Origin of the sequence: Proteiniphilum sp., from assembly GCF_034927365.1 — a bacterium.
GTDB lineage: Bacteria > Bacteroidota > Bacteroidia > Bacteroidales > Dysgonomonadaceae > Proteiniphilum.
In genome coordinates this window covers 76,850-103,188 of record NZ_JAYFQD010000005.1, presented here as the reverse complement: position 1 = coordinate 103,188, position 26,339 = coordinate 76,850, and the positions used below count along the sequence as shown (strand labels likewise).

Genomic DNA, 26,339 nt, shown 5'->3' with positions numbered 1-26,339 from the left:
ATGACGAATTATAGACTGTTATTGGTTATCTCCATCCTTATAATGGCTCCTGCCTGTAGTAATACGCATAAAGGGTATGATATGCCAGATATCGACGCTCCTTATAAGAAGGCAAGCGGGACATTTTCCGGAGAGCGGGTACCTCATTCTCCCGATCCGTTGGTTGCTTTCCGATGGGAAGATACACAGTGGGATGATAGTCTGCAGGTATATACCCTTACCCCGGTAAGTGTAAAGATCGACGATCCACAGTGTGTACAAATAAAGAGTAACACCCATATGACTGTGCAGGGTCCATGCGACCTTATGTTCGATTTCGGAGTGGTCAGTGCCGCCTGGTTTGAATTTGAAGCAGAGGATATCGATGGCGATATAGAGATGAGTATCAGTGAATTTAATGAACCTGCAGTATTTAATGTTGGATCACAACATCCTGTTAAAACTGCCAAACCTGTAAAATATGGAAATACCTATAGACTGGAATTAAATGAAGAACTCTATGAAGGAGTGCGCTTTGCATGGATTCATTTTAAAGAACTCAATAAACCATTAACCATCTCTGCTGTTCGTTTGGTATGCCAGATTAAACCGACCAATTACGAAGGGAGTTTTGCCTGTAGTGATACCACGTTGACACGCATCTGGTATACCGGCGCATATACGGTTAAATTGAATCTGCTTAAAGATCATTTTGGCGCTATTCTGATGGAACGAAGCGATCGCCACTCATGGACCGGTGATGCTCATACCTCTCAAGCCGCATCGATGGTAGCTTTTGGGAATTATGATTTTGTCAAAACCAATATCCTGTACACATCTACCCAGTCTAACGGTATTGCAAGCTACTCACTCTATTGGGTGTTGAGTTTGATCGATTATTATAATTATACCGGTGATAGACAATTAGTAGAAGAGTTATTGGAAAATGCCCGTAATAAACTGGATATTGCTTATCAACACTACGGGAAGAATCCTCCGATTGCATTTTGTGGGTGGGATGAACGGTTAGGCGCCGGATTTGAAAGTCCTAACGAAGAGGCACAGCAATTATATAAAATGCTTTCGATCAGGACGTGGAATGAGTTTGGAGATATGATGCTACAGATGGGCTATCCTGAACTAGCTGTAACCTATAAGAGGTATGTCCTTGAGAAGCTGGAAGCACTTCGTGAAGACCCGAATTGGACATCTCACTTAGGCGTTCATTCGGCGGCTGACGCTGTGAATACAGGATTTACCAATGATCGCGAACAGCGTGAATTATGGGAGATCGCTTTTGCCGACCGGCAACGAAGATTATCCTACTCTCCTTTTAACCAATATTTTATCATGCAGGCTCTTGCCCGAATGGAGCGGTTCCCCGAAGCTTTAAATACTGTCCGTGATTGTTGGGGAGGACAGTTGGACTATGGAGCAACTACTTTCTTCGAGGTTTTTCGTCCTTCGTGGAATGATGTCTCATCACCCAATGATGCCCCGATCAATAATCAATGCGGCTATACCAGTCTTACTCACCCTTGGAGTGCCGGTGTAACCAAGTGGTTAACCGAGGAGATTCTGGGGATTAAGCCGACCGCACCGGGTTTTACCAGTTGTATGATAAAACCGAGGTTATCAGACAGGGTGACATGGGTAAGAGGAAGTGTACCTACCCTTCGAGGAAAAATAAAAGTCTTTTTCGATAGCATTACCGGCCAATGTGAGGTGGAAGTTCCACAGGGAGTTGAGGCTATTGTCGGAATTCCGAAGTCGGGCCGGGAAATTAAGAATATCCGATTTGGAAAATCTTCCTGGCAATCTATCGAAGAGGATGCCGATTTTCTATATTTCTGCCTCTTGGAAGGTAGTTATACCGCGAAAGTGGAATATGTGGGAGAGTTCATGCAGACACCTACAGAAGAGTTTTTCTATACCGTACAGATTACCCCCAGTGAAGATCGGCAGACACAGGGTAACTGGAGAGGAAAGTACGGCACAAAAGGGTTTGCTCTGTACAATTATGAAGGACCCGGCCAATATTATCAGAAGTTACCCGATTTTGTGGAAGAGTTCCGGATTAGCCGGTCCGGCGATCAACATTGGGCGCAGCGTGTACCGGATATAAGAGCATTGGAGTCTCCGGTAGCCGGAGCCGAACAGAGATCTATAGGAGCGGTGATCACCCGGGATCCGTTAGTTTGTCAACAAACGATCACTGTTGATATAAAAACTGCTGAAGAACAGGAATACAATGTTTCTCTCTATTTTGTAGACTGGGATAAACAAGACAGACGTACAGCTATTGAGGCATTTGACTTAGAGTCGAAGGAGATGATTCTACCAGTCTATATGGTGCGCGATTATGAAGAGGGTAAATATGTAACATATACATTTAGTCAACCTGTACGGTTAAGAATTAATCATGTGAGGGGACGAAATGCAGCCTTGAGCGGTATCTTTTTCGATTAGATCATGAGACAGACAAAATTTCACCGGTAGATATTGTTGTTCCTTTGTCTGATGGTATTGACAGACAGTATTCTCACTGCATAGGAGCCAAATCATTTAACTATCCTTGCTTAGATGTTTCGTTATTTATTACACTTATGATTCAAAACGCAAAAATAAACCAAAGGCTTCAAGAGTTATCAGAGACTGATTACAAGGCTTTCAATGAAAAGTTGATCCCCACCAATTATGAAATTCGAGGAATCCGTATGCCAGCACTAAAGAAATTGGCGAAGGAGCTATCGAAGGAGCCAGATATCGAGGATTATCTGAAATACGCGGAATTCACCACCTACGAACATGTATTGCTCTATGGGTTAGTATTGGGTAACTTATCTAAACTTCCTATGGAAACAGTATTCGGTTATCTGGATCCGTTAATCCTACGATTTGATAATTGGGCACATGTAGATACGATTACCTCTTCTTTCAAGGTTTTCAAGAAATATCCGAATAAGGTATTAGAACATTATCTTCCGCTGAAGAGTGATGAGGGAGAATTCACAAAGCGTTTTTTCGTGATCCTGCTTTTATGCTTCTACATGGAGGAAAAATATATCGATATCGCCTTGCAACATCTATCAGAAGTACCGCAAGGTCAATATTATGTGGATATGGCGATTGCCTGGACCCTCAGTGTGGGGCTTGTCAAGTTCTACGACAAGACCCTACCCTATCTCGCACAAAAGAAATATACCAAGTTCGTGCATAACAAAGCGATCCAGAAAGCCCGCGAGAGCTTCCGGATAACGCCCGAAGTCAAGGATTCATTAAATGGATTGAAGATCAGGTGAAGAGAGCAGTCTGATCAAATCCAGGGGATGGTGCAAGATGGACTTCGCCCCCGCGTCGACAAGCTCACTTTCCGAGCGGAAGCCCCAAAGCACACCCACAGCATACATCCCGGCGTTGCTCGCTGTCTCCATATCTATCCCGGTATCTCCCAGATATAGTATCTCACCGGGACTCACACCCATATCTTCACTTATCTGCAAAGCACACGCGGGATTGGGCTTTTTGAGTTCTTCCACGGTCATCCCGGCAACCCTATCGAAGTAGCCTGGCATCAACACCTGCACGATCTTTTTCGTGAATTGATCTGCTTTGTTTGAAAAAACAGCCAATTTGAATCCCCGTGATTGCAACTCGTCCAGTAACGGCATGATGCCGTCATACGGCTTCGTCTTTTCGATACAATGATCGTTATACACTTCGGTCATGCGCTGATAACATGCCTTGACCGTCCCTTCGTCCTGTACCGTCTCCGGCAAAGCACGGCGGGTGAGATTCAAAAGTCCCCGTCCGACAAATATTTTATAGGCAGCCAAGGAATGTTCGGGAAAGCCATTCTCTGCCAACACCCTGTTCATTGCGTTCGCTATATCCTCGATTGAGTCGACCAATGTACCGTCAAGATCAAAAATTATACCCTTACAATTCATCCGATTGTTTATTATCTATTCTTTTTTGCATCTATTCATCAATGCTGCATTTACTACAAAAATAGGGATAAGATTCTCTTTCTTCAACAATCGCTGTTATAAATTATTTCTATATCTATCTTACATAGTCCGCCAAACATGTAAAGCATTATTAAATAAATAAGACAAAAATGATTTACTTTTGCCTATTGACACGACAAAATAATTATGAAGAAAACAGTGCTGCTTTCAATTACAACTCTTTTTGTGCTTTCAGTCATTACTGCCTGTGAGAAACGCAAAAACCCTATTCATATACCATATTGGTTTATACAAAGTAATTGCATAAGACTTTCGGATATAGCCACTGTCTTGGTACTCAGCGTGAGGTTCATCAAATTTTACGATAAAAACCTTTTTTAGAATTTCCTCTGTTACTACAAAATTTCACATAGGATATCACTACTGTCTGGTTTAATTTTCCCATAGTGGCAGCAAGGGATTCCCGATAAGAGTCGAATCCGAAATATTTTCCGGATTCCATAAGCAAAACATTTCACATATTGAGGCTGCCTGGGAAATCAGGCAGCCTCAAGTGTCGAAAGGAAAAACTGATTTCTATTCCACATTTCAATTCTCAGGCGTAAACGGTGATTTTTGACCATTCTCTCCACCCGATCATCAAAATGTACTTTACTCTCAGGCCCGTTTTATTCGAATAATGTTATGGTGGAATATACTTCCAATTCAAACAGTCGTACGTCCTGTCCAATTACTTCCAGCCTTACTTTGCTTGTGGTAACGGGAGGGAAGGTGACAGCAAGCGTCGGGTCTGTGTTTCCGGTTCGTACAACAACGCTTACCCATTTATTCTGTTCAACACTCCATGCGGAGAAGGTGAAATTGGCAAACGGTTGTTTGTAGGCGGGCGGATCAGCCCCCGTCCACATCTGGAATCCATCGATTGCCACCGGCCCGATGAAATCTATTTCCAGCCAGTGAGGACTGATGGCACTATTTGCCGTAACCCATCGCGAAGAATTCGCAGCTTTGCTTCCATCCACCGCTTTGTCTCCCCCTTCGGTATTATTATTTCTACTGTCGCTCCATCTGGTATCTCTCTGTAAGGCGACATTCACCCGTAGTTCGGGCTTGGTTACCGTAACATACACTTCTATTTCGAAAAGCCTTACCTCCAGATTCTTGACGTTGAGGCGTACTTTGCTGGTGGTGGTTACAGTGCTGAAGTTGGCAAAATAGGTCGGATTTGCATTGGCCGTTTGGGCATCCAGTGTTACCCAGGATCCCAGCACCAATGCCTGGAATTCGAAATTGGTCAGCGGTTGCGTGTATTGAGTCCCATTTCCCGTCCACATCTGGAATCCGTCAATAGAATAGCCTGCACCCAAATCTATTTCGAGCCAGTGGTCGCCTCCGTTCGTTACCCAGCGACCGCCACCGGCTTTGACGCCATCCACCACTTTGGAGCCGTCTTCACCCGAATTTCTGTAATCGCTTACCCTTGTAGGTTTACCACGAGCTACATTTACCCTTACACTCAGTTGCGGGACAATCATCGTTACTTGTTGTGCAATCTCAACGGTATCAAGGATCGGCTTCTCATTTATCTTGGGAACAATGCGGTGCACCAAATCAATGGTTACCTCATCTCCCGTTGCCACATTTTCAATCAACAAACTGGCGTTGGGGCCTCCTTCTCCTTCGTGCACGATGCCGTCTTTGTCGGTATAGCGATAGCTCATGCCGTAATGATCCATCATCACGGAGAGCAATTCTTTTGGCCATCCCACCTGTACACCTGCCGAAGTGTTAACTACCCTCGGGTCAGGGACGGTCAATCTTTCAAGATCGCTCAAAAAGTAAGGTATTGCGCTTGTTTCCACCGGTATGGATTTATTTCCATACTCATCCAGAGTATAAACTTTGAACCGGTACAGTTTGGAACGCGACAATCCTTCGATGTTTACCCACGAACAAACGCTGTCGATTACCAACGACTCATTATCCCATTCTACGAGGGTCTTTTTCGCTTTCCCCAATCTGATTTCTGAAGCAGGAATACGCCCGGCTTTCAAAAGGTCAATCTCTACTCGCTCGATACCTACCTGTACTGAAACAGTATCGTATTTTCCGGGATACACTTTTTCGCTCAAAGCATGTTCTCTGATATCATCATACTGACCATTACAGCATAAAAGAAAGAACAATGCAAAAAAAACGGATAGAGAGTATAATATACGTTTCATTATTTTATCTGTTTTAACGGTTATATTTTCGGCCCCAAAGGGTCATTTCCGAGATATTCGCACAACCTTTCGAGGTATAATTGCTTCCGAAGGCGCTCAATGCTTCATATCTGAACCACCGGGTGGGTTTGGTGAACTTCGGTTCGTCGGGGAGAATATAGGCTTCGTTGCCGTACCTGTTGTGCATTTTGATTATTTCCATCTCTCCAATTCCTGTTGGGATCGGGATTCTGTGTGTGGACAAGAACTCCCAACTACCGGTTTCATCATCCCACCGGTACATACTGTACTCGCCTACATTTTCGCCCTCGTAGAGTGATCCCTTAATATAAGGATCAGCCGATCCGCTGAAGCGCCGTTGCCAAGTAGCGATACGGGTCAACTCGTAATAATCGCCCAAATCGATCAGGATATTCCACGGCGCATTTTGACCGGTGTGGATAAAATTCATTTCGTTGCCGGTATTGATGATACCGTCATTGAGATAGGTAATCCGCCCTTCCACCATATTTCCGTTGCACATGATAACGCCGCCCATTTCTGTTCCGGGAGCGGGAAACACCCAATCGGACTTAGGTACTTCATAATCGTGAAGCAAAATGATTTGCCCCTTGTCTATGGATTCTGTTTTGTTTCCGTACAAATCTTCGATCCACACATTCACTGAAATGGGCACGTTCTCTTCAAGGTCGAGGTCGTTGATAAACTTTCGTTCGGTAGCATTGTTCGACGAAAACACAGTGGTGAAGGAATGTTCTGTTCCCTTGTCGTTATATTTGAATGAGACATATACATTGAGCGTCTGTTTCAGTTCGTTTTCCCAATCGATAATAAACGAACGAACGGCCGGTTTTACCGAAATGTTACCGACCACCTTGGGTAATGCCGATTCCAAAGGCGTTACTTCCACTTCCACAGGTGTTGATCTGACGCCGGATCTGTTGGTGGCAAACAATTTTACGGTTTGGGTTTCGGTGTTGGCAAATCCATACACGTCTAATGAATCTACAAAATAAGAAGCCGAAAACCTTACGAGGTTACCGTTGGTTGCTTTGTATTCGGCATCGATACTGAGCACATCCTCATCGTTGGGGATCTGGTAAAACAACCTTGCGCCTCCGGAGAGAGGTTTATAACTGAGGAATACAGGCGGTGACGGCGGTGCCATATTATCAGAATTGATCGTAAAACGATCCTGTTCTTTGCAAGCACCGAAAGCGACAAGGAGCAGCGCCGTCCATAGCAATAAACAGTATTTGGATAGTATTTTCATTTGCGTTTTATTTATTAGATGAATCTGTTTTTTAATGTATAACCCTATTTTAGTATCCGGGATTTTGAACGAGGTTCGAATTGGTATTCAACTCATTCAGGTCGATGGGCCATAGATAGTATGTATCCTGGAATGAACGGTCTTCCTTCATTTCCACGACGAAGAAATCGCTGCCGGTTTCTTTCATTACCGACCATCCGAAGATGGGCGTCGAAAATTCGGCTGTTGCCCGCTTATGGCGTACCATATCCCAAAATCTGATACCTTCGAAAGCCAATTCTATGCTTCTCTCTTTGAGGATAATATCCCTCATGCCCGATTTGGTGGTGTGCTTATTGACATACTCGGGTCTTACGAAGCCCGAACTCCCCCACGCCGCTTGTACACCTGGGATACCGGCCCTGAAACGCACTTTGTTGATGGGATCCCACACCTGTTCATTGGGCACGTCGAGATATTCGTTCATCGCTTCTGCTTTCATCAGGTACAAATCGGCCATGCGGATGATCGGATAGGGAAATCTCACAAACCGTCTCCAGTCACCCGATTTGCTTTCGGGATGAACCAGCTTCTGCACGCCTATTCCGGTGCACAGATTATATTCATCAGTCTTATATCCGCCGGCCTGATAGGCATACATCGTCGTTTTTATCCGGTGTGCGTGACTCCGCCAGTAGCCTCCTGTAAGACCAAGATTGGCATAGAAACGGAGTTCGCGGTTCAGGTAAAGATTAATGGTCTCTACATCGGGTTGCATGATCCCGCGCATGGATTGGTATTCGGGTGAATCTTCCGCGGGAGTAAATACCAGATTGTACCGCGTATTCCTGTTGAAAGTCCGGTCTTCCTCGAGTGGTAATCCGTTGGCGGTGTAATACCGGTCGAGCATCTTGAAGGTTGCTGCCATCCACATTTCCGAGCCGGTGTTTTCATTGGTGGTCCCGGGCGTATAACCCACAGGCAACTGGATGTTGCACACGTTTTGGAACGGGAAGTTGGACCCAATACTGGTGATATTCAGGCTGGAATATCCCCAGATCAATTCTTTGTTCCAGGGATCCACCACAACCATTCTCAGATCGTAGTAGGTCTTCAATGTTTCTTCGTTTAATTCGAAATCCTCTTCGTCATAAGGATATACAGCCTTGTCAAAAGTATACAACCCTTTTCCGTTCTTTTCGCAGATTTCTATGGCTTCGTCGATAGCGTCCACGGCGTCTTTCCATTTGGCTTTTGTTTTGGCGGCATCATCATCGACGGGGAAAAACGGCTTCCCGTCGCGATCCAGAAAATCTTCGTAAAATTCTCTGTTTCCGCTATAAAAGGGACTTGCCCTGAAAACCAGGACCCGGGCTTTGATGGCGGAGGCAACCATCTTGTCCACCTGTCCGAAGTCGATACTCGTCCTGCGTTCCAGTAAATCGGGAATGGCTTCATCCATTACCCTGACAATATAGTCAAAACAGTCATCCACTTTGGATCGGAAAGGAAACAGTTCTTCACTCGTTGCTTCGGCACTGATCTGCTTGTCAGAAATAACGATAGGGCCATATTTCTGCAGCAACAGGAAGTGATAATACGCCTTCATGAATTTGGCCTGCGCTTTCCAATCGGCTTTTTCGAGATCATCCATATCGTGTACCATATCAATCTTGTCGATGAATATATTGCACACGCTGATAGCCTGATAAAGGCTCTTGGTACCTTCGGTGGAATTATCGCACCAACGCCCCAAACGGGGGTCACCTACCGATTGCAATCCTCTCATGATAGCAATCCCCCTGAGCCTGTCGGTACGGGTATTGTATCGGAGACGGCCTACAAAATCATCGCCCAACATATACGAGGAAAAATCGGCACGATCTTCACGTGGCATATAACTATACACTTTAGCCAGTGCATTATACGCTTCCTCCTTCACAGAAAAAATATCATCCAGCGTTAGGGTATTGTCGGGAACCACATCCAGATAATCTCTGCACGACGTGAAAAATAATCCCGTACATAATATGAGTAATATCATTATCTTTCCCGAACGGGAATTAATCAGAGTAAAATTGAATAATTTGGTTTTCATATGATTATAATATTTATTTTCAATTTCAATTACCTTTTCTTTCTTTAAATCAAAAAGACAATTGAGCACCGACATTGAATCTCTTGCTGATCGGGTAGCCCAATCCGTTGCTTCCCACTTCAGGATCCCACAGTTTGAACGCACTAAAACAAAGCAAATTTTCAGCAGTCAGATATATCCTCAAATTTTGTATGTGTAATTTTTTAATTCCTTGGAAACTATACCCCATTTCAGCGCTTTTTAAACGCAGGAAGGAATTGTCGCGCAACCACCACGACGACTGTTGCAGGTTGTTATCAGTGGGGTCGGTGGAGAGGCGGGGCCAAAATGCATGTACATCGGGGTTGGTTTCGCTCCATGAATTCTCGGCTACAATGGTAAGCGCATTCCGTCTGTTATGAAACGGCGCAATTCCACTGGTGCCGGCATTGATGAAAAAGGAGACACGGGTATTTCCCTGAAAAAAGAAAGAAAAATCGAAATTCTTGTAACCCGCCGATGCGCCAAAACCATACTGAATTTCGGGAACCGTGGGATAGCCCATGAAAACCCGGTCATTATCGTCAATCACTCCGTCATTATTCACATCCTGGTATTTGATATCGCCGGCCTGATAGGAGCCATAATATTGCAGCGGGGAGTTTTGTATTTCATACTCGTCCACGAAAAGCCGTTCGCCAATCAAGCCTCTTAACTGATTGATGTTTCTCCCTTTCTTATACAAATAATCGTAGGGATAATTTTTTTCGTCCACTTCTACATATTTATTGGTAGCGTAAGTAAAATTGGCGCGGCTGGTGACCCAGAAGTCTTTGTTGAAAAAATGCTGAAAGTCGAGCGAGGTATCGATCCCTTTCGATGCCACTTTTCCTACATTGCCACTGATGGGGGCTTCCAGACCGGATGTAGCCGGGAAGTTTTGCCGCTCCATGTAGATTTTATCCCTGATGTCCTTGTAAAGATCGATTTGAAATTTCAAAGGACCGCCCTTGAACAGGGCAAACTCCAGTCCCAGATTGTATTTCTGCGACACCTCCCAACTGATATCCGGATTGGCATACCGGGCAGTATAATACCCACCGTAGTCGCTGGTGAAAGTTTCTCCCCACGCATAACCGTTGCCGCTTCCACCCTTCACAATATTCGACAGGAAGAAGAATCGCCCTTCACGGTCGGATATAGCATCGTTACCAACCAGTCCAAATGTGAATTTCAGCTTCAGCATATCGATTATGTTTTTGGTATTTTTCATAAACGATTCGTTGGAAATAAGCCATGCCGTACCGAACGATGGGAAAAAGCCATATTGCTTTTCGCCCGTGAATTTCTCGGATCCATTATAGCCGTAGGCAAATTCAAAGAAGTAACGGTCGTCGTAGCCGTATGTAAACCTGCCAGAATTTCCTAAATTCCTTTCTGGAAGCGTGGCATAAATAGACCTGCTGTTACCCGATGTGAGCAGGTTTTCATCTGCCAGAAACACGGTCATCAAACCGATGTTATGCTTATCAAATACCCTGTCCCAATTAAATCGGGCCTCGATATTATAATGGGCGCTGGCATCGCGCCCAGGTTCCACATCGCCCAGATAAGATTGCCCCGATGTCGGGTTCAGGTTATAGAGCGTATATTCGCCGGTAATTTGATTGTACGTATCCACGGCATAATAATAGGGAGTGTATGTTCGCCGGCTGGAATATCTGCTCCAAGTATTGACGGAGGCTTTGCCCTGGAATTTCAAACCTCTCACCAAATTGTCGAAATCGTGTGACAATGTGGCCATGGCCGTCATTGTGCTTTCATCCCGACTCTCGTATCCCCTTACCATTTCGGCATAAGGATTTTGCTTTACGGAACTATTCACATACGTACTTCCGTAAAGCGTATGCGTGGTGAATTCATTAGCAGCATCCGCTTCATATATGGCGGGAAAATCTACCGGGTTTGAATTCATCACCATCTTGAAAATATCGCTGGCCGACCGGTAGGGACCTGTATATTTTTCAAAACGGCCTTGCAGCCTGACATCCAATTTAGTGCTCCTGCCCATATTGAATATCACATTGTTACGGATATGGATACGGTCGATATTTATATTGCTGTTAAAATTGTTGCGGTTGTCCACCTTCAACAGGCCGCTTTCGTTGTCATATCCGAGAGCTACATAGTAGGTTGCCACTTTGCCGCCTCCTGATACATTCATGTTGGCCTTGGTATTATAGGTTTGTTTATTGAAAAGTGTTTCGTACCAATCTATATTGGGATAGATCATCGGATTTTCGTTTCTAATGGTCGATTGTATCTTTTGTTCGCTGTAAAAAGGCTCCAGTTGGGGATTTCTTGAAACGAGCGCCTGATTATAGAGTCTCATGTATGTTACACCATCCACCACATCCGGTATCTTGGTGGGAGAAGACACATTCCTGTCCACCCTAAAATTAATTTTTACGTCTCCATCGTTTCCTGACTTAGTATTAACCATAATGATGCCGTTGGCTCCACGTGCTCCATAGAGTACGGTGGCCGAAGCGTCTTTCAGAATGGAAAAACTTTCGATGTCGTCGGGTTGTATACGAGCCAGATCGTCGGATGTGGCTTCAAACCCGTCAATCAAGATCAGCGGAGATGTTTTGTAACCAAAGGTAGTAACCCCGCGAACAAAGAACTGGGCGTTATCGGCACCCGGTTCACCGCTTATTTGATAGGAAATCAAGCCCGGTATCCTACCTGCAAAAGTTGTGGTGAGATTGGATGAGGGTTGTTTCAGTTCGGAGACTTTTACTGATTCGATGGAACTTACCAAACTGGTTTTTTTTTGTTTACCAAATGCAACGATCGTTACCTCTTCGAGTTCGGATGTTGCCTCCTTCATGGTGATGGAGATAATACGTCGGTTGCCCACGAGCACTTCCTGCGACTGGTAGCCCACAAACCGAAACTGCAATACGGTAGTATCGCTGGGGACGGTGAGCGAGAATTCGCCATTAATATCGGTTGCGGTACCTTGAGATGTACCCCTGATCACCACAGTAACCCCGGGCATCGATAATCCGTAGTTATCTGAGACAGTGCCGGTAACCTTGAAAGCCTGTTGTTGGGGAGATGCCAACACTGTTTTCAGGGAGGCTTCGCTTGATTCTGCCGGGAGATAAAAAAGCCCGGTAAGTAACAGAATAATCGTCATGCGCATAATACATAAAAAACGTTTAATAGGTACTTTTTCATTTAAATTGTTTTTCTTCATACACCTGTAGTTATTTAAGTTAATACACTCTTCAGCTTTTCAGTTTAGCCTAGTTACTTGCGTTCCTCCTATGAAACCTTGCTCTGTCACAGCAAATTGAGCTTTTTTAGCACGCTCCAAACGGGATACAGCAGCCCTGATAGAGCCGGGCCTGATCGTTTTGGAAGGGATTATGACGGTTTCACCTACTTTGATAGCCAACAAGGTTGCTGGGATTGATATCTTAGTAATGGGCCTTATGGTATTTACCTGTTTATTCATATCTTTACGGGATATTTAGATTTATTGCATTGTAGCAATGTAATATATTGACAACACAAAAATACTACATATAATCAGTAAAAACAAGATATTACGTAATTATAGTGTAAATTATAATCATTCTAAATAATAAAAATTGATAAATAATTGAAAAACAGAATAAAATATGGAATTCATAGAAAGATTAAAATTATTTATAAAATCCAAAGGACTAGGACAAACCAAATTTGAAGAGTTGGTTGGTTTTTCACGTGGATATATTAGTAAGGTAAAAACTTCGATTGGTGCGGATAAACTGTCCAATATAGTAGAAGTCTTCCCCGATTTAAACCTTGATTGGCTTATCACAGGAAAAGGGAAAATGATAGGTCCTCCAACTCTATCAGACCCTGCGGAACAAGTCATCGTGATAGAGGAAGAAGATGATGCTGTAAAATATAAAAATAAATATCTTGAGACGCTTGAGGAAAACAGGTTACTCAGGATTGAGATTGAAAATCTTCGTAAAATCATAGATACGAAGAAAAAAGAGTCACACAATACAGGTTCGCAATAAAAGACCGCAAAAATAAAATACGCTATTCTTGTACCTTTGTTTCAACTATTCCCACAGCTATTATGCCCAAAAGAACGTTTACCACAATATACCGGGAGAGTATGAAGTTTCCTGTCTTCAATAATCTCAGATTTTCTGCCGAGAAGGTAGAAAATGTAGTATATCCTCCACAAAAAATCAACCACAAGCAATAAACTCATTCCGTTGGTGTTTGCACATTTCTGAACATATAGACATTATCACTGATCCTTACAGGCTTACCACTATCCGTTTTAATTTTCCGAAGAATAATCTCTTTCGTGATAATGTATGGGAACTTTTCCACATAGTTATCATCCTTCATTTGTCCGTTGAAATCAGCAAAAATGGCTGCCCCTATATACTTCTCAGGGTGGTTGGCGTCCTTGATCCTCAAGTTTTCGATCGTGATGCGTTCAGGCATGTAGCAAGTATAGCCAAAATCATGCTGTCCGGAATTAGCTCCCCCTATCAGGGTTACATTACCAGAGCCTAAACCAGTCGGCACAAAAATACAGTCACGAATGATAAACTCACCCTCCCATGTACTCCCGTAATCGGAACGTAAATTGATGAGATTTCTGCTGTGTATGGTAGAATTCTCGAGGATAAAAACACCACTGCCAATAGCATTTATTCCCTGATGCCCCAGCGTTGAATTACGAATTGTAGCATTGGCTACCCCCATATGTGCATCGAAGCGGGAAAAGGTGCAGTTATCATATAGTAGATTTTTACAGTAGTTAGACCCGATAATACCCCAATAGGTGCGATCGTGGATATCATTGGTCTGACTACAGTTCTCGAAAGTAACATTAAGTGCCCGGTTGACAGAAACATCATAACTCCCCATGGAAACCGGAACATCTGCCGATCCGATGGTCTGATAGGTTTTATGTCCGGTCAGAATGGTATTTCTCACGATCACATTTGCACAGTTGTTGATATTGATAAAACCTCCGTAGGGTGCACCTGTCTCTCCTTCACCGGTCACATGGTGTTCCAGTCCATCGATAACGACATTAGATCGCCTGATATTCATACCGCGACTGTAATAAGTATATTTCGACTCCGCCCTGTTTGCAACGGTAGTAAAAAGCCCCCCGGAAATAGTCAGCACCGTCTCATCAATAGGAAGATAATTGATTTCCGTGATCTGATCAAAATCCCAAATAATCGGTGTATTTTTATCCACATTTCCCTCTTTATCCACAATAAAAATATCTGTCTGTGAAGAACCGCTATTTTGGTTCGGCCCATACCGTATATAGCGCTTGATATTCGCGTCGGTAACGGTAACAATACAAGATACCGGCAGTGAAACATCTATTTTACCTTGTTCTTTTCTCAATAAACTGATATTATGAAGAGGCAATGGTTTCTGAGTCGAGTTAATTGAAAAAACAGCTCTGTTTCTATTTTCTACATCGGTATCATCAATGATAAAAGATGCATCTCCAAAATCGGTATTGGTCTGAACCTCTGCCGTTATATTTTTCCCTCCAATATAATAGACCGCTCCTTTATCAGCTTTGACCGTCAAACCATGCCTGTTTGCGAACGCATGTGTAGCAACAATAGCTCCCAGATCGTCAATTTTCCCATCACCTATAGCACTGAAATCACTATAAAGAACCCATCCTCTCGAAATATGGTGGAGGGTATCTTTTGATGATACCGTATCCATTTTCATGATACCCACCTGGGCAGATAGCCCTGTCAAACTACCCATAGCCACCAAAAACATTAAAAGAGACCTGCTACATTTCATCTGATTAATTTTCATTATGTTGTAAAAACAAAACCGATCCATCAACCCGTTTATTATTAGCAAATTAGTTTATCACCACAAGGTATTTTGCCAGGTTCAGATTTGCTCCGGTATGCTAAAATTCTTATCGGCAAACAGTGCTGCCAATCCCGAAATTTGCTTGAAACGGAGTAATTCATCTTTATCCATCCCAATATTTTTCATGATCCATGCATCACTCATCCCCGCTTTCTTGAGTTCTGTCACAATATTAGTCATCAGTTCAATGTTATGAGTACCACGGGCACGATTGTGCCTGATCGTCGAAGCCATGCGGTTGGACAGGTCCTTATCAATTACCGTTACAGGTAAACATCCTTTTTCCCGCTCATAGATACGGGTTGATGTTTTCATCACCAGATATCTGTGAAATCCGTCTACCAGCTCATACTTGTCCTCTTCCGGAAGATAGTAACAGACGCAAGGCATCGTGTAACCGTCTTCCCATATCGACAATTCGAGAAGTTCCATCTCCGGTGGTGCGACAATATTAGGATTATATGCATTTGCCTCTATCTTCTCTATCGGCACAGCCTTTACTGCATAAACAGGGCTTGTGTATTTCTGTTCGTCCTTCATGTATTATGTATACCTTGATAAAAATCCATTACTTTATTCCTGAGTGCAACCTCTTTTTTCGTCATCGCAAATCCCATATACTTACAAAGGTGATCGTTCCTGAGGATACATATACACATCCGCTTGAAAGTGGGAAGATACTTGAATCCGGGAATATCGAGGTCATCGTGGTATTCCATCTTCACAGGACGCTTATCTGTCTTATAGTTTGTATGCTCCAGTACCTCTATCTCTATACCGATTTCTTGCAACTGTCGTATTGTGGTTTCCGGCAGGCAACCTCCCCGTTTTCTCCAAAAGTTGATACTTACCGAGAGTTTGTCCAGATAATTCTGACGTATCTCTTCAGGCAAGGTAGATAGCAGAAAGTGCATATAGCTTTCCCATGTATGTCCTTCCGGCAGAGCGATTTTTCTCTGCGCAACAGCAGTGCTATGACCATATAGGGATGTGAAATTGATCCCGTTCACCCGGCATATCATTTTCCCCCACATATCGGGATCAATAGCTCTGTAGAGATGCAGGCTTTCCTGTGCTGCCAGAAGAAAAGGACTGGCTACACGCTGTTTGTCCAGGGGAACGCCTGCCAGGTAATATAAATCGTACAATCGGTTATAATCCCAACCGAAACGACCATTAGCGGTCCATACGTCTGTTGTCTGCCAATCATGTATTACATAAGCATTATAGATATCCGGCGATAGTTGTCTTGTCCATTTCAGATTACGATAGACATGGTGCTTTCTCTTACCATAGATCGTTCTCCACCGATGCGAGCTTTCCTGGGTACGTATCCCTACCAGGCAACAGGTCTTCTTTGCACTTTTATGCAAATGGTACCATTGGGAGAAGAGAATATAAAATTCCGAATCCCATAGGCCAGGATGATAAAATGGAAAATCATCTTTCCTGTAACAGCTTTCCGGCATTTCCCTTACCCAGAATTCCTTGCATTCTTCATCCCAGGGACGCCAGTAAACCTGATGCATAGAGGTACAAGTAGTCACCTTGAAAGGTACGCATACCCGGTATACTTCCAAGATGTCTGCATTCTCCTTCAATACCCTTTCGACATAAGCAATCGTCTCACTGTATTGTATTTCATAGTCCATGAAGAATAGACCGATCTTCCGGTTTAGATTGTTTTCCCGTATATATTGTATACAAAGGTTCAACATTACACCACTATCCTTGCCACCGGAAAAAGAGACATAGATATTATCAAATTCATTGAATAATATCTTTATCCGCAGTATAGCAAGTTCATACACATTCTTTCTCATCCCTGAATACCTTCATTTTTACATACCTTTTCCAATAAAGCACAACAGCAAATCCTCCCTTTTCAAATTCGGGGATATGTCGTATTTGAGTGACTGATTCAATCTCATGATCACCTGCAAATACCCTCACAATCTCCTTCAACAATGCGGAGAAAACAGCACTATCATCGTCCGCCACATAATAGTTATTTATTTTGACCTTACCCTCTTCTTCCAATTTGACTGGTATGAAGCCAAGGGTAACGCCGTTATCCGTCGCCACAAACCACATATAATCGGGTGATGTCTTATAAGGATAGTTCAGGTTATAACTGATCACCTCCTCGTTCATCACAAGATGTGCCACCAAAGAATAAAGTTGCTTCTCTTCCCCTTTTAATTGAATAATATCCATATTTACAAATAAAGTAATTACAGCACCAAGATTGTATAAAATATTTTATTCTGCGCATTCCATCCTTGCAGCCTCCCATCCTATGATGGCGGTTTTTCGGGTAAGTCCCCAATGATACCCTCCCAACTCACCGGATGAACGGATCACCCGATGACATGGTATCAGGACGGAAACGGGATTGTCGCCGACTGCGGAACCCACCGCACGTGAAGCTTTGGGATTATCGATCAGGGCAGCAATATCTCCGTAGGTCGTCAACTGCCCCATCGGTATCTTCAACAATGTATCCCATACCTTTAGCTGAAAATCGGTACCTTTTAAATGACACTTAATTGGGTCATGCTCATTCCAATCCCGGGAGAAAAAGGATAATGCCTTTTTCTGCATCTCATCCGCTTGTTGCTGATAAGCAGCTTTAGGAAACATCAACCGAAGCGCATCGAAGGCTTCCTGTTCGTCATCGGCAAAAGCCATATAACAAAGGCCTTTTGGTGTGGCTGCCACGATAATCTTACCAAACAGGGTGCCGGCAAAGCTATAATTGATCGAAAGATTCTCTCCTCCGTTCTTGTATTCGCCGGGAGTCATCCCCTCTATACTGATAAACAGGTCGTGTAAACGTCCGGTTCCCGATAAGCCTGTCTCATGCGCCGTATCAAACAGGGAAGCTTTCCCCTCTTTCAGCATCTTTTTGGCATATTCGATGGTGGTGTATTGCAGAAATTTCTTCGGACTAACAGCAGCCCAGTTAGTAAACAGGCGCTGAAAATGCGATGGGCTCAATCCTACTTTTTCCGCTATCTGTTCCAAGCCGGGTTGTCTTTTGAAATTCTGCCGGATATAAGTAATCGCTTCGGCAATTCGGGTAAAGTCCAGTCTTTCCTGAGTATTCATTTATTTGTCTATTTTTTTTTACAAAAATAGGGATAAGAAAAGACAAAAGAAACCCGATTCATGCTTTTCTTCTGAAACGAGCATAATAATCATTATCACACAAGATCATGACTAATGCGAAGAGTTCCATATGACACCTTTGAAAATAAATATTTTAGTCATATAAAAAGAAATCTACATTCAAAACATTCTTTGGAGTGCGACCCTGTCTCTGATAAGAATATCCCGCCGATCCACGTCGATAATCCCCTCCGTTGCCATCTCCATCATCACTTTTACCAGCGCGGGACGGGAAACGCTGAAAAGACGGGCAATCTCCTCTTTGGAAGATTCCAACCGGAATGATTGTTCTCCAGCCGACTCTTTCAACAGATAGTAGGCCAGTTTTGCGCGAATGGTACGTAGCGAGACAAGCCGTAACTTTTCGGAAAGAGTGGACACCCTATTTGAGATGTAAGATAGAAAAGCCAACATAAACGATTCATACTTCCGCATCAGGAAATAGACATTCTCTTTCGGGATGACTACTGTCGAACAGGGTATTTTACATATCGCGGAGACGGGCGACCGATTGTTGCTGGCAAACAGGAAACCAGTAGCCAACGGATTGGGTGCACTAATCTGGTCCACTTGCATGAAATCCCCCTTCTCATCAGCCATCTCTGTAACGATCTCTCCCCGGATCAGGATATAAAGCGACTCATAAAGAGCTCCTTGAGTAACGATCACATCACCTTTCTGATAGTTTTTCACTGAAAAGCGTACGTCACGCATAAACTCTTCACGCTGATCATCCGGCACAGAACTGCACAAAGGACATTGAAAAATCATCCCGGCATGATGGTTATCAAAATGCTGTCTTTCCATATTTTATGTAATTGAGCCCCGAATATAGTCTTTTTTTATCAATTGTCATAATTATTACACTTTTTCCGATTTTTTATCTATTACTTTGTTCTGAATATCTTTAATAAGCGCAGCCATGGGCATACTTCGAAACTTCTGGAATGAAATACGGCCTCGCGGAGGATGGAAATATCCGGCCTTCATTGTCAGTGGCGCTTTCGTAGGCCTGTTTATCTATTCTTTCTTCGCATCACGTGCTTACAGCTATCTCTCCAATGATCCAGCCACCTGTGTGAACTGCCATATCATGGGTCCCTATTATGCTACCTGGATGCACAGTTCCCACGGACGAAACGCGACCTGCAACGATTGCCATGTTCCTCAGGAAAACAAAGTGAAAGGATATTATTTCAAGGCTGTCGATGGATTACGCCATTCGGCTATTTTCACGATAAGGGGCGAATCCCAGGCTATTCAGGCCATCGAGGCAAGTTCGGAAGTAATCATGAATAACTGTATCCGCTGCCATACACAACTCAATACCGAATTTATAAAGACTGGTCGCATGGGCTTCAAAGATACAAAAGAAATGGGAGGAAAGGCTTGTTGGGATTGCCACAGGGATGTTCCGCACACACGTAGCAGATCACTTTCGGCCACACCCAATGCACGGATACCAATGCCGAAAAGCAATGTCCCGGACTGGTTGCAAAAGATGATGAAGGAAGATTGATGTGATGATTTGCAGATGTCATAATAAGAATAATAAGAAGATAGAAGTTTGAAATTAGAAGTCTGAAGTTGAGAAGTTGTCATTTTTCACTGTTCACTTTTAATTATTTACTCTAAAAGTCTTGGCTATTGGCTCTGGTATCATTTTTAATTTTTAATTGATAATTAGTAATGCATATATATATATGAAAAACAAAAACGATAATAAGATGAAACCTTGGGTAGGATGGTTACTATTTTTCTCTACTCTGGGGGTTGTATTCCTTTTAGGGATGCTTGCAGCGTCCATCACTCAACGAAGGGCTGAAATAGCAAATGTGATGAACAACAGAAAAGTGGAGATCAAAGGTATTGAGTCGAGAAATGAACTGTTCGCCGTGAATTATCCACGTGAATACAAAACATGGGAACAAACTGCCGACACCACCTTTAAAAGTGAATTTAACGGAAGCAGTGCGGTAGATGTACTCGCTCAACGCCCTGAAATGGTGATTTTATGGGCTGGTTACGCTTTTGCAAAAGACTATAGCACACCGAGAGGTCACAAACACGCGGTGGAAGATGTACGTCACACACTCCGTACCGGCTCCCCCATGACTGCCGACGAAGGGCCACAGCCCGCTACCTGCTGGACCTGTAAAAGTCCGGACGTACCCCGTCTGATGGATTCGGTGGGCATTGCCGAATTCTATAAACAGACCTGGGCTCATTGGGGTCATGAGGTGGTCAATCCTATTGGCTGCGCTGATTGTCACGATGCAGAAACCATGGATCTGAAGATCAGCCGGCCAGGACTCATAGAGGGATATGCGAACATGGGACTGGATATCAAGGACGCCACTCATCAGGATATGCGTTCACTGGCTTGTGCGCAATGCCACGTGGAATATTATTTCACACCCGAAGGCAAGTACCTTATCTTCCCCTGGCATAACGGGCTCACCATGGAAGGAGCAGAACAATATTACGATAACATCGGGTTTGCCGATTATACTCATGCATTGAGCAAAGCACCTATCATCAAGGCACAACACCCCGATTACGAAATATACAAGACAGGCATACATGCTCAAAGAGGCGTATCATGTGCCGATTGCCATATGCCTTATATCTCCGAAGGAGGTGTAAAATACAGCGACCACCATATCATCAGTCCTCTTGCCAATATCAACAACACCTGCCAGGTATGTCACAGGGAGTCGGAAGAAGATCTCAGGAACGCCGTTTATGAAAGGCAACGCAGTGCAAACCAAATTCGAAACCTGGTAGAAGAAGAGCTGGCGAAAGCTCATCTCGAAGCACAATTCGCATGGGGCAAAGGTGCTACCGAAAGACAAATGAAGCAGGCACTCCAATTGATCCGCCAGGCTCAATGGCGGTGGGACTATGCAGTCGCTTCGCACGGAGGATCATTCCACTCGCCGGTAGAGTTCCAGCGTATCCTCTCCATGGGACTGGATCGAGCATACAAAGCCCGCTTCGAGATATCCAAAGTATTAGCACAGCTCGGTTTTACAGGTGATGTTCCCCTGCCGGATATCTCCACCAAGGAAAAAGCACAAGCTTATATCGGACTCGACATGCAAAAGGAAAGGGCCAACAAAAAGAATTTTCAAGAGACTGTCGTCCCCAAATGGCTTGAAACAGCAAGAGCCAATAACCGTCTCGTCAGCCTGAATTGATGAAGAGTACTTCCCGTAAGATTTGGGAGCACCCATGGGGATATGCAGAGGGTCTCATCGTCGCGGCAGGCGTTCTGTTGTCGGGAATACTCCTGCAACTTTCCTCCGGAAATATCGAAACCGCCCTTTTTGCTTTTCCTGTCAATACTATCATTGGAGCCTTGTTCATTACAGGGCTTCCTCTTGTCCATTTTATATCGGGAAAAGGGAGAGTAACCAGATGGATGTCGAGTGTATATGCTACCATTCCGGCGCTATCCGTCCTACTCCTGCTCACTATCATACTGGGATTAATCCCCCAATTTGCCTCCGGTACAGCCCGAGAGCAACTGCCACACCATCCTTTCACTTCTCTCGGCTGGAATCGGATGACTATTTCATGGTCGTTCGTACTGCTTTGTTTTTACAATCTGACCATTCTCGGACTTACCACATTGAGAAGAACAACCAGAAAGCAGAGTTGGCGCGATATCGGATTTTACCTGAACCATCTCGGACTATTTATCGCCCTTTTAGGTGGAATACTGGGTAGCGCCGATATGGAACGGTTCACAATAAGCGTCCAGGAGGGACAGGTAGAATGGCGTGGAGCCGGAAAGACAGGAGAAATAAAGGAACTGCCGGTAGCCATCCAATTGGACAGCTTTATGATAGAGGAATATGAACCAAAATTAGCCATTATCGAAAACAAAACGGGAAAGATGTTACCCGTTTCCCGTCCCGAAACTTATATGTTTGAAGGAGTAGGAAAAACCACCCAATTGGCAGGTATAACCCTGGAGATAACCGATTGGCTGCCACACGCGGCCATCTTCAGGGATTCCACTTTCATGAATGTGGTTCCCATGATGATGGAGGGTGCCACTACCGCCATCAAGGTGAAGGCCCACAAACCGGGCCTCGATCAACCTGTAGAGGGATGGATTAGCAATGGGAGTTACCTCTTTCCGCATATCTTTTTGGAGATCGATGAAGAGATCAGTATAGCCATGCCGATGCAGGAAGTAAAAAAATATAGCTCGCATGTGACCGTTTTCACGAAGGCCGGAATGACAAAAGAGGCGGTGATTGAAGTCAATAAACCGTTGCAGGTGGAAGACTGGATGATCTATCAATACAGTTACGACGATACAAAAGGTAAATATTCCGACACATCCGTCTTTGAACTGGTCCGCGATCCATGGTTGAACGTAGTCTACGCTGGCATCTTTATGCTGCTTGCAGGGGCGCTCTTCCTGTTTATTGCCGGACCTAAAAGGAAAGCATCATGACCTGGGACTCATTTATATATTTTGCCATAACCGCTGTACTGCTTTGGGGCAGCAGCGCAATCCTTGCCTATGTCAGCAAACGCAAGTTATGGCCAGCAATACTGACTGCCACCGGCCTGGTTATATTCTCCATTTTCATTGCCGGACTATGGATGTCGCTCGAACGCCCACCTCTGCGTACGATGGGCGAAACCCGGCTCTGGTACTCCTTCTTCCTCCCCATAGCCGGATTGCTCACCTACCTGCGCTGGAACTACAAATGGATACTCTCATTCACCACTGTCCTCTCTACGGTCTTTATCATTGTGAATATCGTAAAGCCCGATATCCACAACAAAGTGTTGATGCCGGCATTACAAAGTCCCTGGTTCGCCCCCCACGTGATCATCTATATGTTCTCGTATGCCATTCTGGGTGCTGCAACACTCGTCGCCATCTACTATCTGGTCAGGGAAAAAAAGATCACCCACAAAGTCCGACTGATGGAAATGACCGATAGTCTGGTATATGCCGGTATCGCCTGCATTACATTGGGCATGCTGATGGGAGCCATCTGGGCGAAGATAGCATGGGGGCACTATTGGAGTTGGGACCCGAAAGAGACATGGGCTGCCGCTACCTGGATAGGATATCTGCTATATATCCATTACCGGTTAAAGAAAAGCTCTTCAGACAAAACTTCGATGATACTCCTTATCATCGCATTCATCCTGTTACAGATTTGTTGGTACGGCGTCAACTATCTGCCATCGGCACAACAAAGTATCCATACCTATTCTTCCTGATTTCATTTTCAAAAAGGTTACTTTTGCTATGAATTTCCGTCATTCAATATAAAACGGGATTCAAAACAGCATCTTTTGTATATTTTTGATACTAAAAAGCTGATAAAAACGTCATAAAGTTAATTTTTATCGAAAAATATAACTTTTTTATCGATTTTGTTTGGATTGTAAAACAAATTGATTATTTTTGCACCAGATTATTTACTCAAATATAAAATTGCGGGTGTAAAAACCTCCATTTATCAAATTAAGCGCTATTATGTCAACATTACGTTTTAAAGCAGTAGAAGAAGCATCAAAGAGAACGCCCATAGAAGTACCGGCTCCATCGCAGCTCCCTTCGGAGTATTATGGCAAATATGTATTCAACAGGACACAGATGTCCAAGTATCTCTCCAAAGAGACAATGAATATCGTACTGGAAGCGATCGACCGGGGCACTACGTTGCACAGGGGGATTGCCGATCACGTGGCGGCCGGCATGAAAATGTGGGCCATGGAGATGGGTGCCACCCATTATACACACTGGTTCCAACCTTTGACCGAGGGCACTGCCGAGAAACATGACTCATTTATTGATTACGTAGACGGACCTGACGGAGGCATTATCGAAAGGTTCTCCGGCAAACTGCTGGCACAACAGGAACCCGATGCGTCGAGTTTTCCCAGTGGCGGTATCCGCAATACCTTCGAAGCAAGGGGATATACTGCATGGGATCCTTCCTCTCCCGCTTTTATTATTGACGACACATTATGTATTCCTACAGTTTTTATCTCCTATACGGGAGAGGCGCTGGATTATAAGACACCACTATTGAAATCGCTTTTGGCAGTCGACAAAGCCGCAGTAGATGTTTGCAAACTATTCCATCCCGATGTAAAAAAGGTATACTCATACCTTGGATGGGAACAGGAATATTTTCTGGTAGACCAGGCACTTTACGCCGCCCGGCCCGACCTGAGCCTGACAGAACGCACCCTTATGGGACATGAGAGTGCCAAGAACCAGCAGTTGGAAGACCACTACTTCGGGGCAATTCCCCCACGTGTGGCATCTTTTATGCGCGAGGTGGAACTGGAGGCTTATAAATATGGTATCCCGTTAAAAACCCGTCATAACGAGGTGGCACCCAATCAGTTCGAATTGGCCCCCATTTATGGCGAGACCAACCTGGCAGTCGACCAGAACCTGCTGATCATGACGCTGATGCATAAGATTGCCGCCAAACATCATTTTAAACTGCTGCTGCACGAGAAACCGTTTGCCGGCATAAACGGGTCAGGCAAACACAATAACTGGTCACTGGGTACAGATACGGGAATAGGACTGTTCACCCCGGGAAAAACCGCCAATGAGAACCTGCTGTTCGTCACCTTCCTGGTGAACACGTTAATGGCAGTATACAAACATAATGGCTTGCTGAAAGCCTCCATCATGTCGGCCACCAACGCTCATCGCCTGGGAGCCAACGAAGCGCCGCCCGCCATCATTTCCATCTTCCTGGGAACAGAGATTTCGGCTGTGCTCGACAAACTCGAACAGAGCTCCGAGGATGACGATATCACTGTGGACGAATTGAAACAGATGAAGTTGGGTATCGCTCATATTCCCGAAGTGTTGATAGACAACACCGACAGGAATCGTACATCACCGTTCGCCTTTACCGGCAACCGTTTTGAATACAGGGCAGTGGGATCATTGGCCAACTGTTCATCGGCAATGACTGCACTGAACTCTGCGATGGCTGCCCAGTTGATCGATTTCAAGAAAGAGATCGATACGAAAATGAAAAAGGGAATGAAGAAGGAAGAGGCCATTTTCGATACACTCCGTCTCTATATCAAGGAGTCGAAACCCATCCGTTTCAACGGTAACGGTTATAGCGATGAGTGGAAAGAGGAAGCCCAAAGACGTGGACTCGACTGCGAGACCAGCGTTCCGGTAATCTTCGACAGATATACATCGGAAACTTCAGTTGAAATGTTCGAAAGCATTGGTGTACTGAGCGAAAAGGAACTGCATGCCCGCAACGAGGTGAAATGGGAGACCTACACCAAGAAACTGCAGATAGAAGCACGTGTGCTGGGCGACCTCTGTATGAACCATATCATCCCGGTCGCTACCGAATACCAGTCGATGTTGCTCGACAATATATATAAAATGTACGCCGTCTTCGACAAGGAAAAAGCCGACAGGCTGTCGAAGGAAGATGCTGCGCTCATTGAGGAGATCGCAGACCATATCTCGGCGATAAAGACGAATGTAGACGATATGGTGGAAGCCCGGAAAGCGGCTAATAGATTAGAGGATGCCCGCGAGAAAGCCGTCGCTTACCACGACAAGGTGGAGGTCTATTTCAATGTGATCCGCTATCATGTAGATAAACTGGAACTGATCGTGGATAATCAGATGTGGACCCTGCCGAAATACAGAGAACTGTTATTCATAAGTTAAGCCT

20 protein-coding genes are annotated in these 26,339 nt (G+C 44.3%); 8 read left to right on the top strand and 12 right to left on the bottom strand.

Features of this window, described 5'->3' with window-relative positions; translation table 11 throughout:
• Complete coding sequence (locus tag VB073_RS02475; RefSeq protein ID WP_323402562.1) at positions 1–2,448, top strand: alpha-L-rhamnosidase C-terminal domain-containing protein; 2,448 nt, start codon at positions 1–3, stop codon at positions 2,446–2,448.
• 137 nt (positions 2,449–2,585) lie between these two features.
• Positions 2,586–3,281 (top strand): DNA alkylation repair protein, encoded by a 696-nt coding sequence (locus VB073_RS02470; RefSeq protein ID WP_323402561.1) that lies wholly within the window; start codon positions 2,586–2,588, stop codon positions 3,279–3,281.
• On the opposite strand, the gene VB073_RS02465 is transcribed toward VB073_RS02470, so the two are convergent.
• The 5 genes from VB073_RS02465 to VB073_RS02445 form a co-directional block, all read right to left on the bottom strand.
• Positions 3,258–3,929, bottom strand: coding sequence for an HAD family hydrolase (locus VB073_RS02465; protein WP_323402560.1), 672 nt, complete (start codon positions 3,927–3,929; stop codon positions 3,258–3,260). The two genes, VB073_RS02470 and VB073_RS02465, sit on opposite strands and share 24 nt — an antisense overlap.
• A gap of 689 nt (positions 3,930–4,618) precedes the next feature.
• Positions 4,619–6,175 (bottom strand): discoidin domain-containing protein, encoded by a 1,557-nt coding sequence (locus VB073_RS02460; protein ID WP_323402559.1) that lies wholly within the window; start codon positions 6,173–6,175, stop codon positions 4,619–4,621.
• Positions 6,176–6,188: 13 nt separating this feature from the next.
• Complete coding sequence (locus tag VB073_RS02455) at positions 6,189–7,448, bottom strand: DUF4959 domain-containing protein (RefSeq protein ID WP_323402558.1); 1,260 nt, start codon at positions 7,446–7,448, stop codon at positions 6,189–6,191.
• 49 nt (positions 7,449–7,497) lie between these two features.
• Positions 7,498–9,525, bottom strand: coding sequence for a RagB/SusD family nutrient uptake outer membrane protein (locus VB073_RS02450; protein WP_323402557.1), 2,028 nt, complete (start codon positions 9,523–9,525; stop codon positions 7,498–7,500).
• Positions 9,526–9,574: 49 nt separating this feature from the next.
• Complete coding sequence (locus VB073_RS02445; protein WP_323402556.1) at positions 9,575–12,769, bottom strand: TonB-dependent receptor; 3,195 nt, start codon at positions 12,767–12,769, stop codon at positions 9,575–9,577.
• A 427-nt stretch (positions 12,770–13,196) separates the two neighbouring features.
• Here VB073_RS02445 and VB073_RS02440 point away from each other — a divergent pair, with 427 nt between their 5' ends.
• Positions 13,197–13,586, top strand: coding sequence for a helix-turn-helix transcriptional regulator (locus tag VB073_RS02440; RefSeq protein WP_323402555.1), 390 nt, complete (start codon positions 13,197–13,199; stop codon positions 13,584–13,586).
• A 22-nt stretch (positions 13,587–13,608) separates the two neighbouring features.
• On the opposite strand, the gene VB073_RS02435 is transcribed toward VB073_RS02440, so the two are convergent.
• From VB073_RS02435 to VB073_RS02405, 7 genes are all read right to left on the bottom strand, one after another.
• Complete coding sequence (locus VB073_RS02435; RefSeq protein WP_323402709.1) at positions 13,609–13,767, bottom strand: CrcB family protein; 159 nt, start codon at positions 13,765–13,767, stop codon at positions 13,609–13,611.
• A 15-nt stretch (positions 13,768–13,782) separates the two neighbouring features.
• The gene (locus tag VB073_RS02430; protein WP_323402554.1) at positions 13,783–15,390 is read right to left on the bottom strand and encodes a hypothetical protein; all 1,608 of its coding nucleotides are present in this window, start codon (positions 15,388–15,390) and stop codon (positions 13,783–13,785) included.
• An 81-nt stretch (positions 15,391–15,471) separates the two neighbouring features.
• On the bottom strand, positions 15,472–15,993 hold the full coding sequence (locus tag VB073_RS02425; protein ID WP_323402553.1) for a ParB/RepB/Spo0J family partition protein: 522 nt from the start codon (positions 15,991–15,993) through the stop codon (positions 15,472–15,474).
• A complete protein-coding gene (locus tag VB073_RS02420) occupies positions 15,990–17,276 on the bottom strand; it encodes a DUF3440 domain-containing protein (RefSeq protein WP_323402552.1) in 1,287 nt (428 codons plus the stop codon). Before VB073_RS02420 ends, VB073_RS02425 begins: the two co-directional genes overlap by 4 nt.
• Positions 17,257–17,670 (bottom strand): hypothetical protein, encoded by a 414-nt coding sequence (locus VB073_RS02415; RefSeq protein WP_323402551.1) that lies wholly within the window; start codon positions 17,668–17,670, stop codon positions 17,257–17,259. The genes VB073_RS02420 and VB073_RS02415 overlap by 20 nt, the downstream gene beginning before the upstream one ends.
• 45 nt (positions 17,671–17,715) lie before the next feature.
• Positions 17,716–18,564, bottom strand: coding sequence for a methylated-DNA--[protein]-cysteine S-methyltransferase (locus VB073_RS02410; protein WP_323402550.1), 849 nt, complete (start codon positions 18,562–18,564; stop codon positions 17,716–17,718).
• A 180-nt stretch (positions 18,565–18,744) separates the two neighbouring features.
• A complete protein-coding gene (locus VB073_RS02405) occupies positions 18,745–19,431 on the bottom strand; it encodes a Crp/Fnr family transcriptional regulator (protein ID WP_323402549.1) in 687 nt (228 codons plus the stop codon).
• Between the two features lie 115 nt (positions 19,432–19,546).
• Between VB073_RS02405 and nrfH the strand changes: the two genes are divergently transcribed.
• The 5 genes from nrfH to VB073_RS02380 all read left to right on the top strand — a co-directional run bounded on the left by nrfH (position 19,547) and on the right by VB073_RS02380 (position 26,335).
• Positions 19,547–20,143 (top strand): cytochrome c nitrite reductase small subunit, encoded by a 597-nt coding sequence (gene nrfH, locus VB073_RS02400; protein ID WP_323402548.1) that lies wholly within the window; start codon positions 19,547–19,549, stop codon positions 20,141–20,143.
• A 184-nt stretch (positions 20,144–20,327) separates the two neighbouring features.
• Entirely contained in the window at positions 20,328–21,824 is a 1,497-nt protein-coding gene (nrfA, locus tag VB073_RS02395; RefSeq protein WP_323402547.1) for an ammonia-forming cytochrome c nitrite reductase, read from the top strand.
• The gene (locus tag VB073_RS02390; protein WP_323402546.1) at positions 21,824–23,095 is read left to right on the top strand and encodes a cytochrome c biogenesis protein ResB; all 1,272 of its coding nucleotides are present in this window, start codon (positions 21,824–21,826) and stop codon (positions 23,093–23,095) included. The genes nrfA and VB073_RS02390 overlap by 1 nt, the downstream gene beginning before the upstream one ends.
• Positions 23,092–23,880 carry a cytochrome c biogenesis protein CcsA gene (ccsA, locus tag VB073_RS02385; RefSeq protein WP_323402545.1) on the top strand — a complete coding sequence of 263 codons (789 nt, stop codon included), beginning with the start codon at positions 23,092–23,094 and terminating at the stop codon, positions 23,878–23,880. The genes VB073_RS02390 and ccsA overlap by 4 nt, the downstream gene beginning before the upstream one ends.
• A 259-nt stretch (positions 23,881–24,139) precedes the next feature.
• A complete protein-coding gene (locus tag VB073_RS02380) occupies positions 24,140–26,335 on the top strand; it encodes a glutamine synthetase III (protein ID WP_323402544.1) in 2,196 nt (731 codons plus the stop codon).
• Positions 26,336–26,339 lie beyond the last annotated feature (4 nt).

Coding starts and splice junctions, on each gene's coding strand:
- VB073_RS02425 (WP_323402553.1), bottom strand. CDS start 15,993: ATGAAGGACGAACAGAAATACACAAGCCCTGTTTATGCAGTAAAGGCT.
- VB073_RS02380 (WP_323402544.1), top strand. CDS start 24,140: ATGTCAACATTACGTTTTAAAGCAGTAGAAGAAGCATCAAAGAGAACG.
- VB073_RS02465 (WP_323402560.1), bottom strand. CDS start 3,929: ATGAATTGTAAGGGTATAATTTTTGATCTTGACGGTACATTGGTCGAC.
- VB073_RS02445 (WP_323402556.1), bottom strand. CDS start 12,769: ATGAAGAAAAACAATTTAAATGAAAAAGTACCTATTAAACGTTTTTTA.
- VB073_RS02455 (WP_323402558.1), bottom strand. CDS start 7,448: ATGAAAATACTATCCAAATACTGTTTATTGCTATGGACGGCGCTGCTC.
- VB073_RS02450 (WP_323402557.1), bottom strand. CDS start 9,525: ATGAAAACCAAATTATTCAATTTTACTCTGATTAATTCCCGTTCGGGA.
- nrfH (WP_323402548.1), top strand. CDS start 19,547: ATGGGCATACTTCGAAACTTCTGGAATGAAATACGGCCTCGCGGAGGA.
- VB073_RS02420 (WP_323402552.1), bottom strand. CDS start 17,276: ATGAGAAAGAATGTGTATGAACTTGCTATACTGCGGATAAAGATATTA.
- VB073_RS02415 (WP_323402551.1), bottom strand. CDS start 17,670: ATGGATATTATTCAATTAAAAGGGGAAGAGAAGCAACTTTATTCTTTG.
- VB073_RS02470 (WP_323402561.1), top strand. CDS start 2,586: ATGATTCAAAACGCAAAAATAAACCAAAGGCTTCAAGAGTTATCAGAG.
- VB073_RS02390 (WP_323402546.1), top strand. CDS start 21,824: ATGAAGAGTACTTCCCGTAAGATTTGGGAGCACCCATGGGGATATGCA.
- ccsA (WP_323402545.1), top strand. CDS start 23,092: ATGACCTGGGACTCATTTATATATTTTGCCATAACCGCTGTACTGCTT.
- nrfA (WP_323402547.1), top strand. CDS start 20,328: ATGAAAAACAAAAACGATAATAAGATGAAACCTTGGGTAGGATGGTTA.
- VB073_RS02430 (WP_323402554.1), bottom strand. CDS start 15,390: ATGAAAATTAATCAGATGAAATGTAGCAGGTCTCTTTTAATGTTTTTG.
- VB073_RS02410 (WP_323402550.1), bottom strand. CDS start 18,564: ATGAATACTCAGGAAAGACTGGACTTTACCCGAATTGCCGAAGCGATT.
- VB073_RS02475 (WP_323402562.1), top strand. CDS start 1: ATGACGAATTATAGACTGTTATTGGTTATCTCCATCCTTATAATGGCT.
- VB073_RS02460 (WP_323402559.1), bottom strand. CDS start 6,175: ATGAAACGTATATTATACTCTCTATCCGTTTTTTTTGCATTGTTCTTT.
- VB073_RS02405 (WP_323402549.1), bottom strand. CDS start 19,431: ATGGAAAGACAGCATTTTGATAACCATCATGCCGGGATGATTTTTCAA.
- VB073_RS02440 (WP_323402555.1), top strand. CDS start 13,197: ATGGAATTCATAGAAAGATTAAAATTATTTATAAAATCCAAAGGACTA.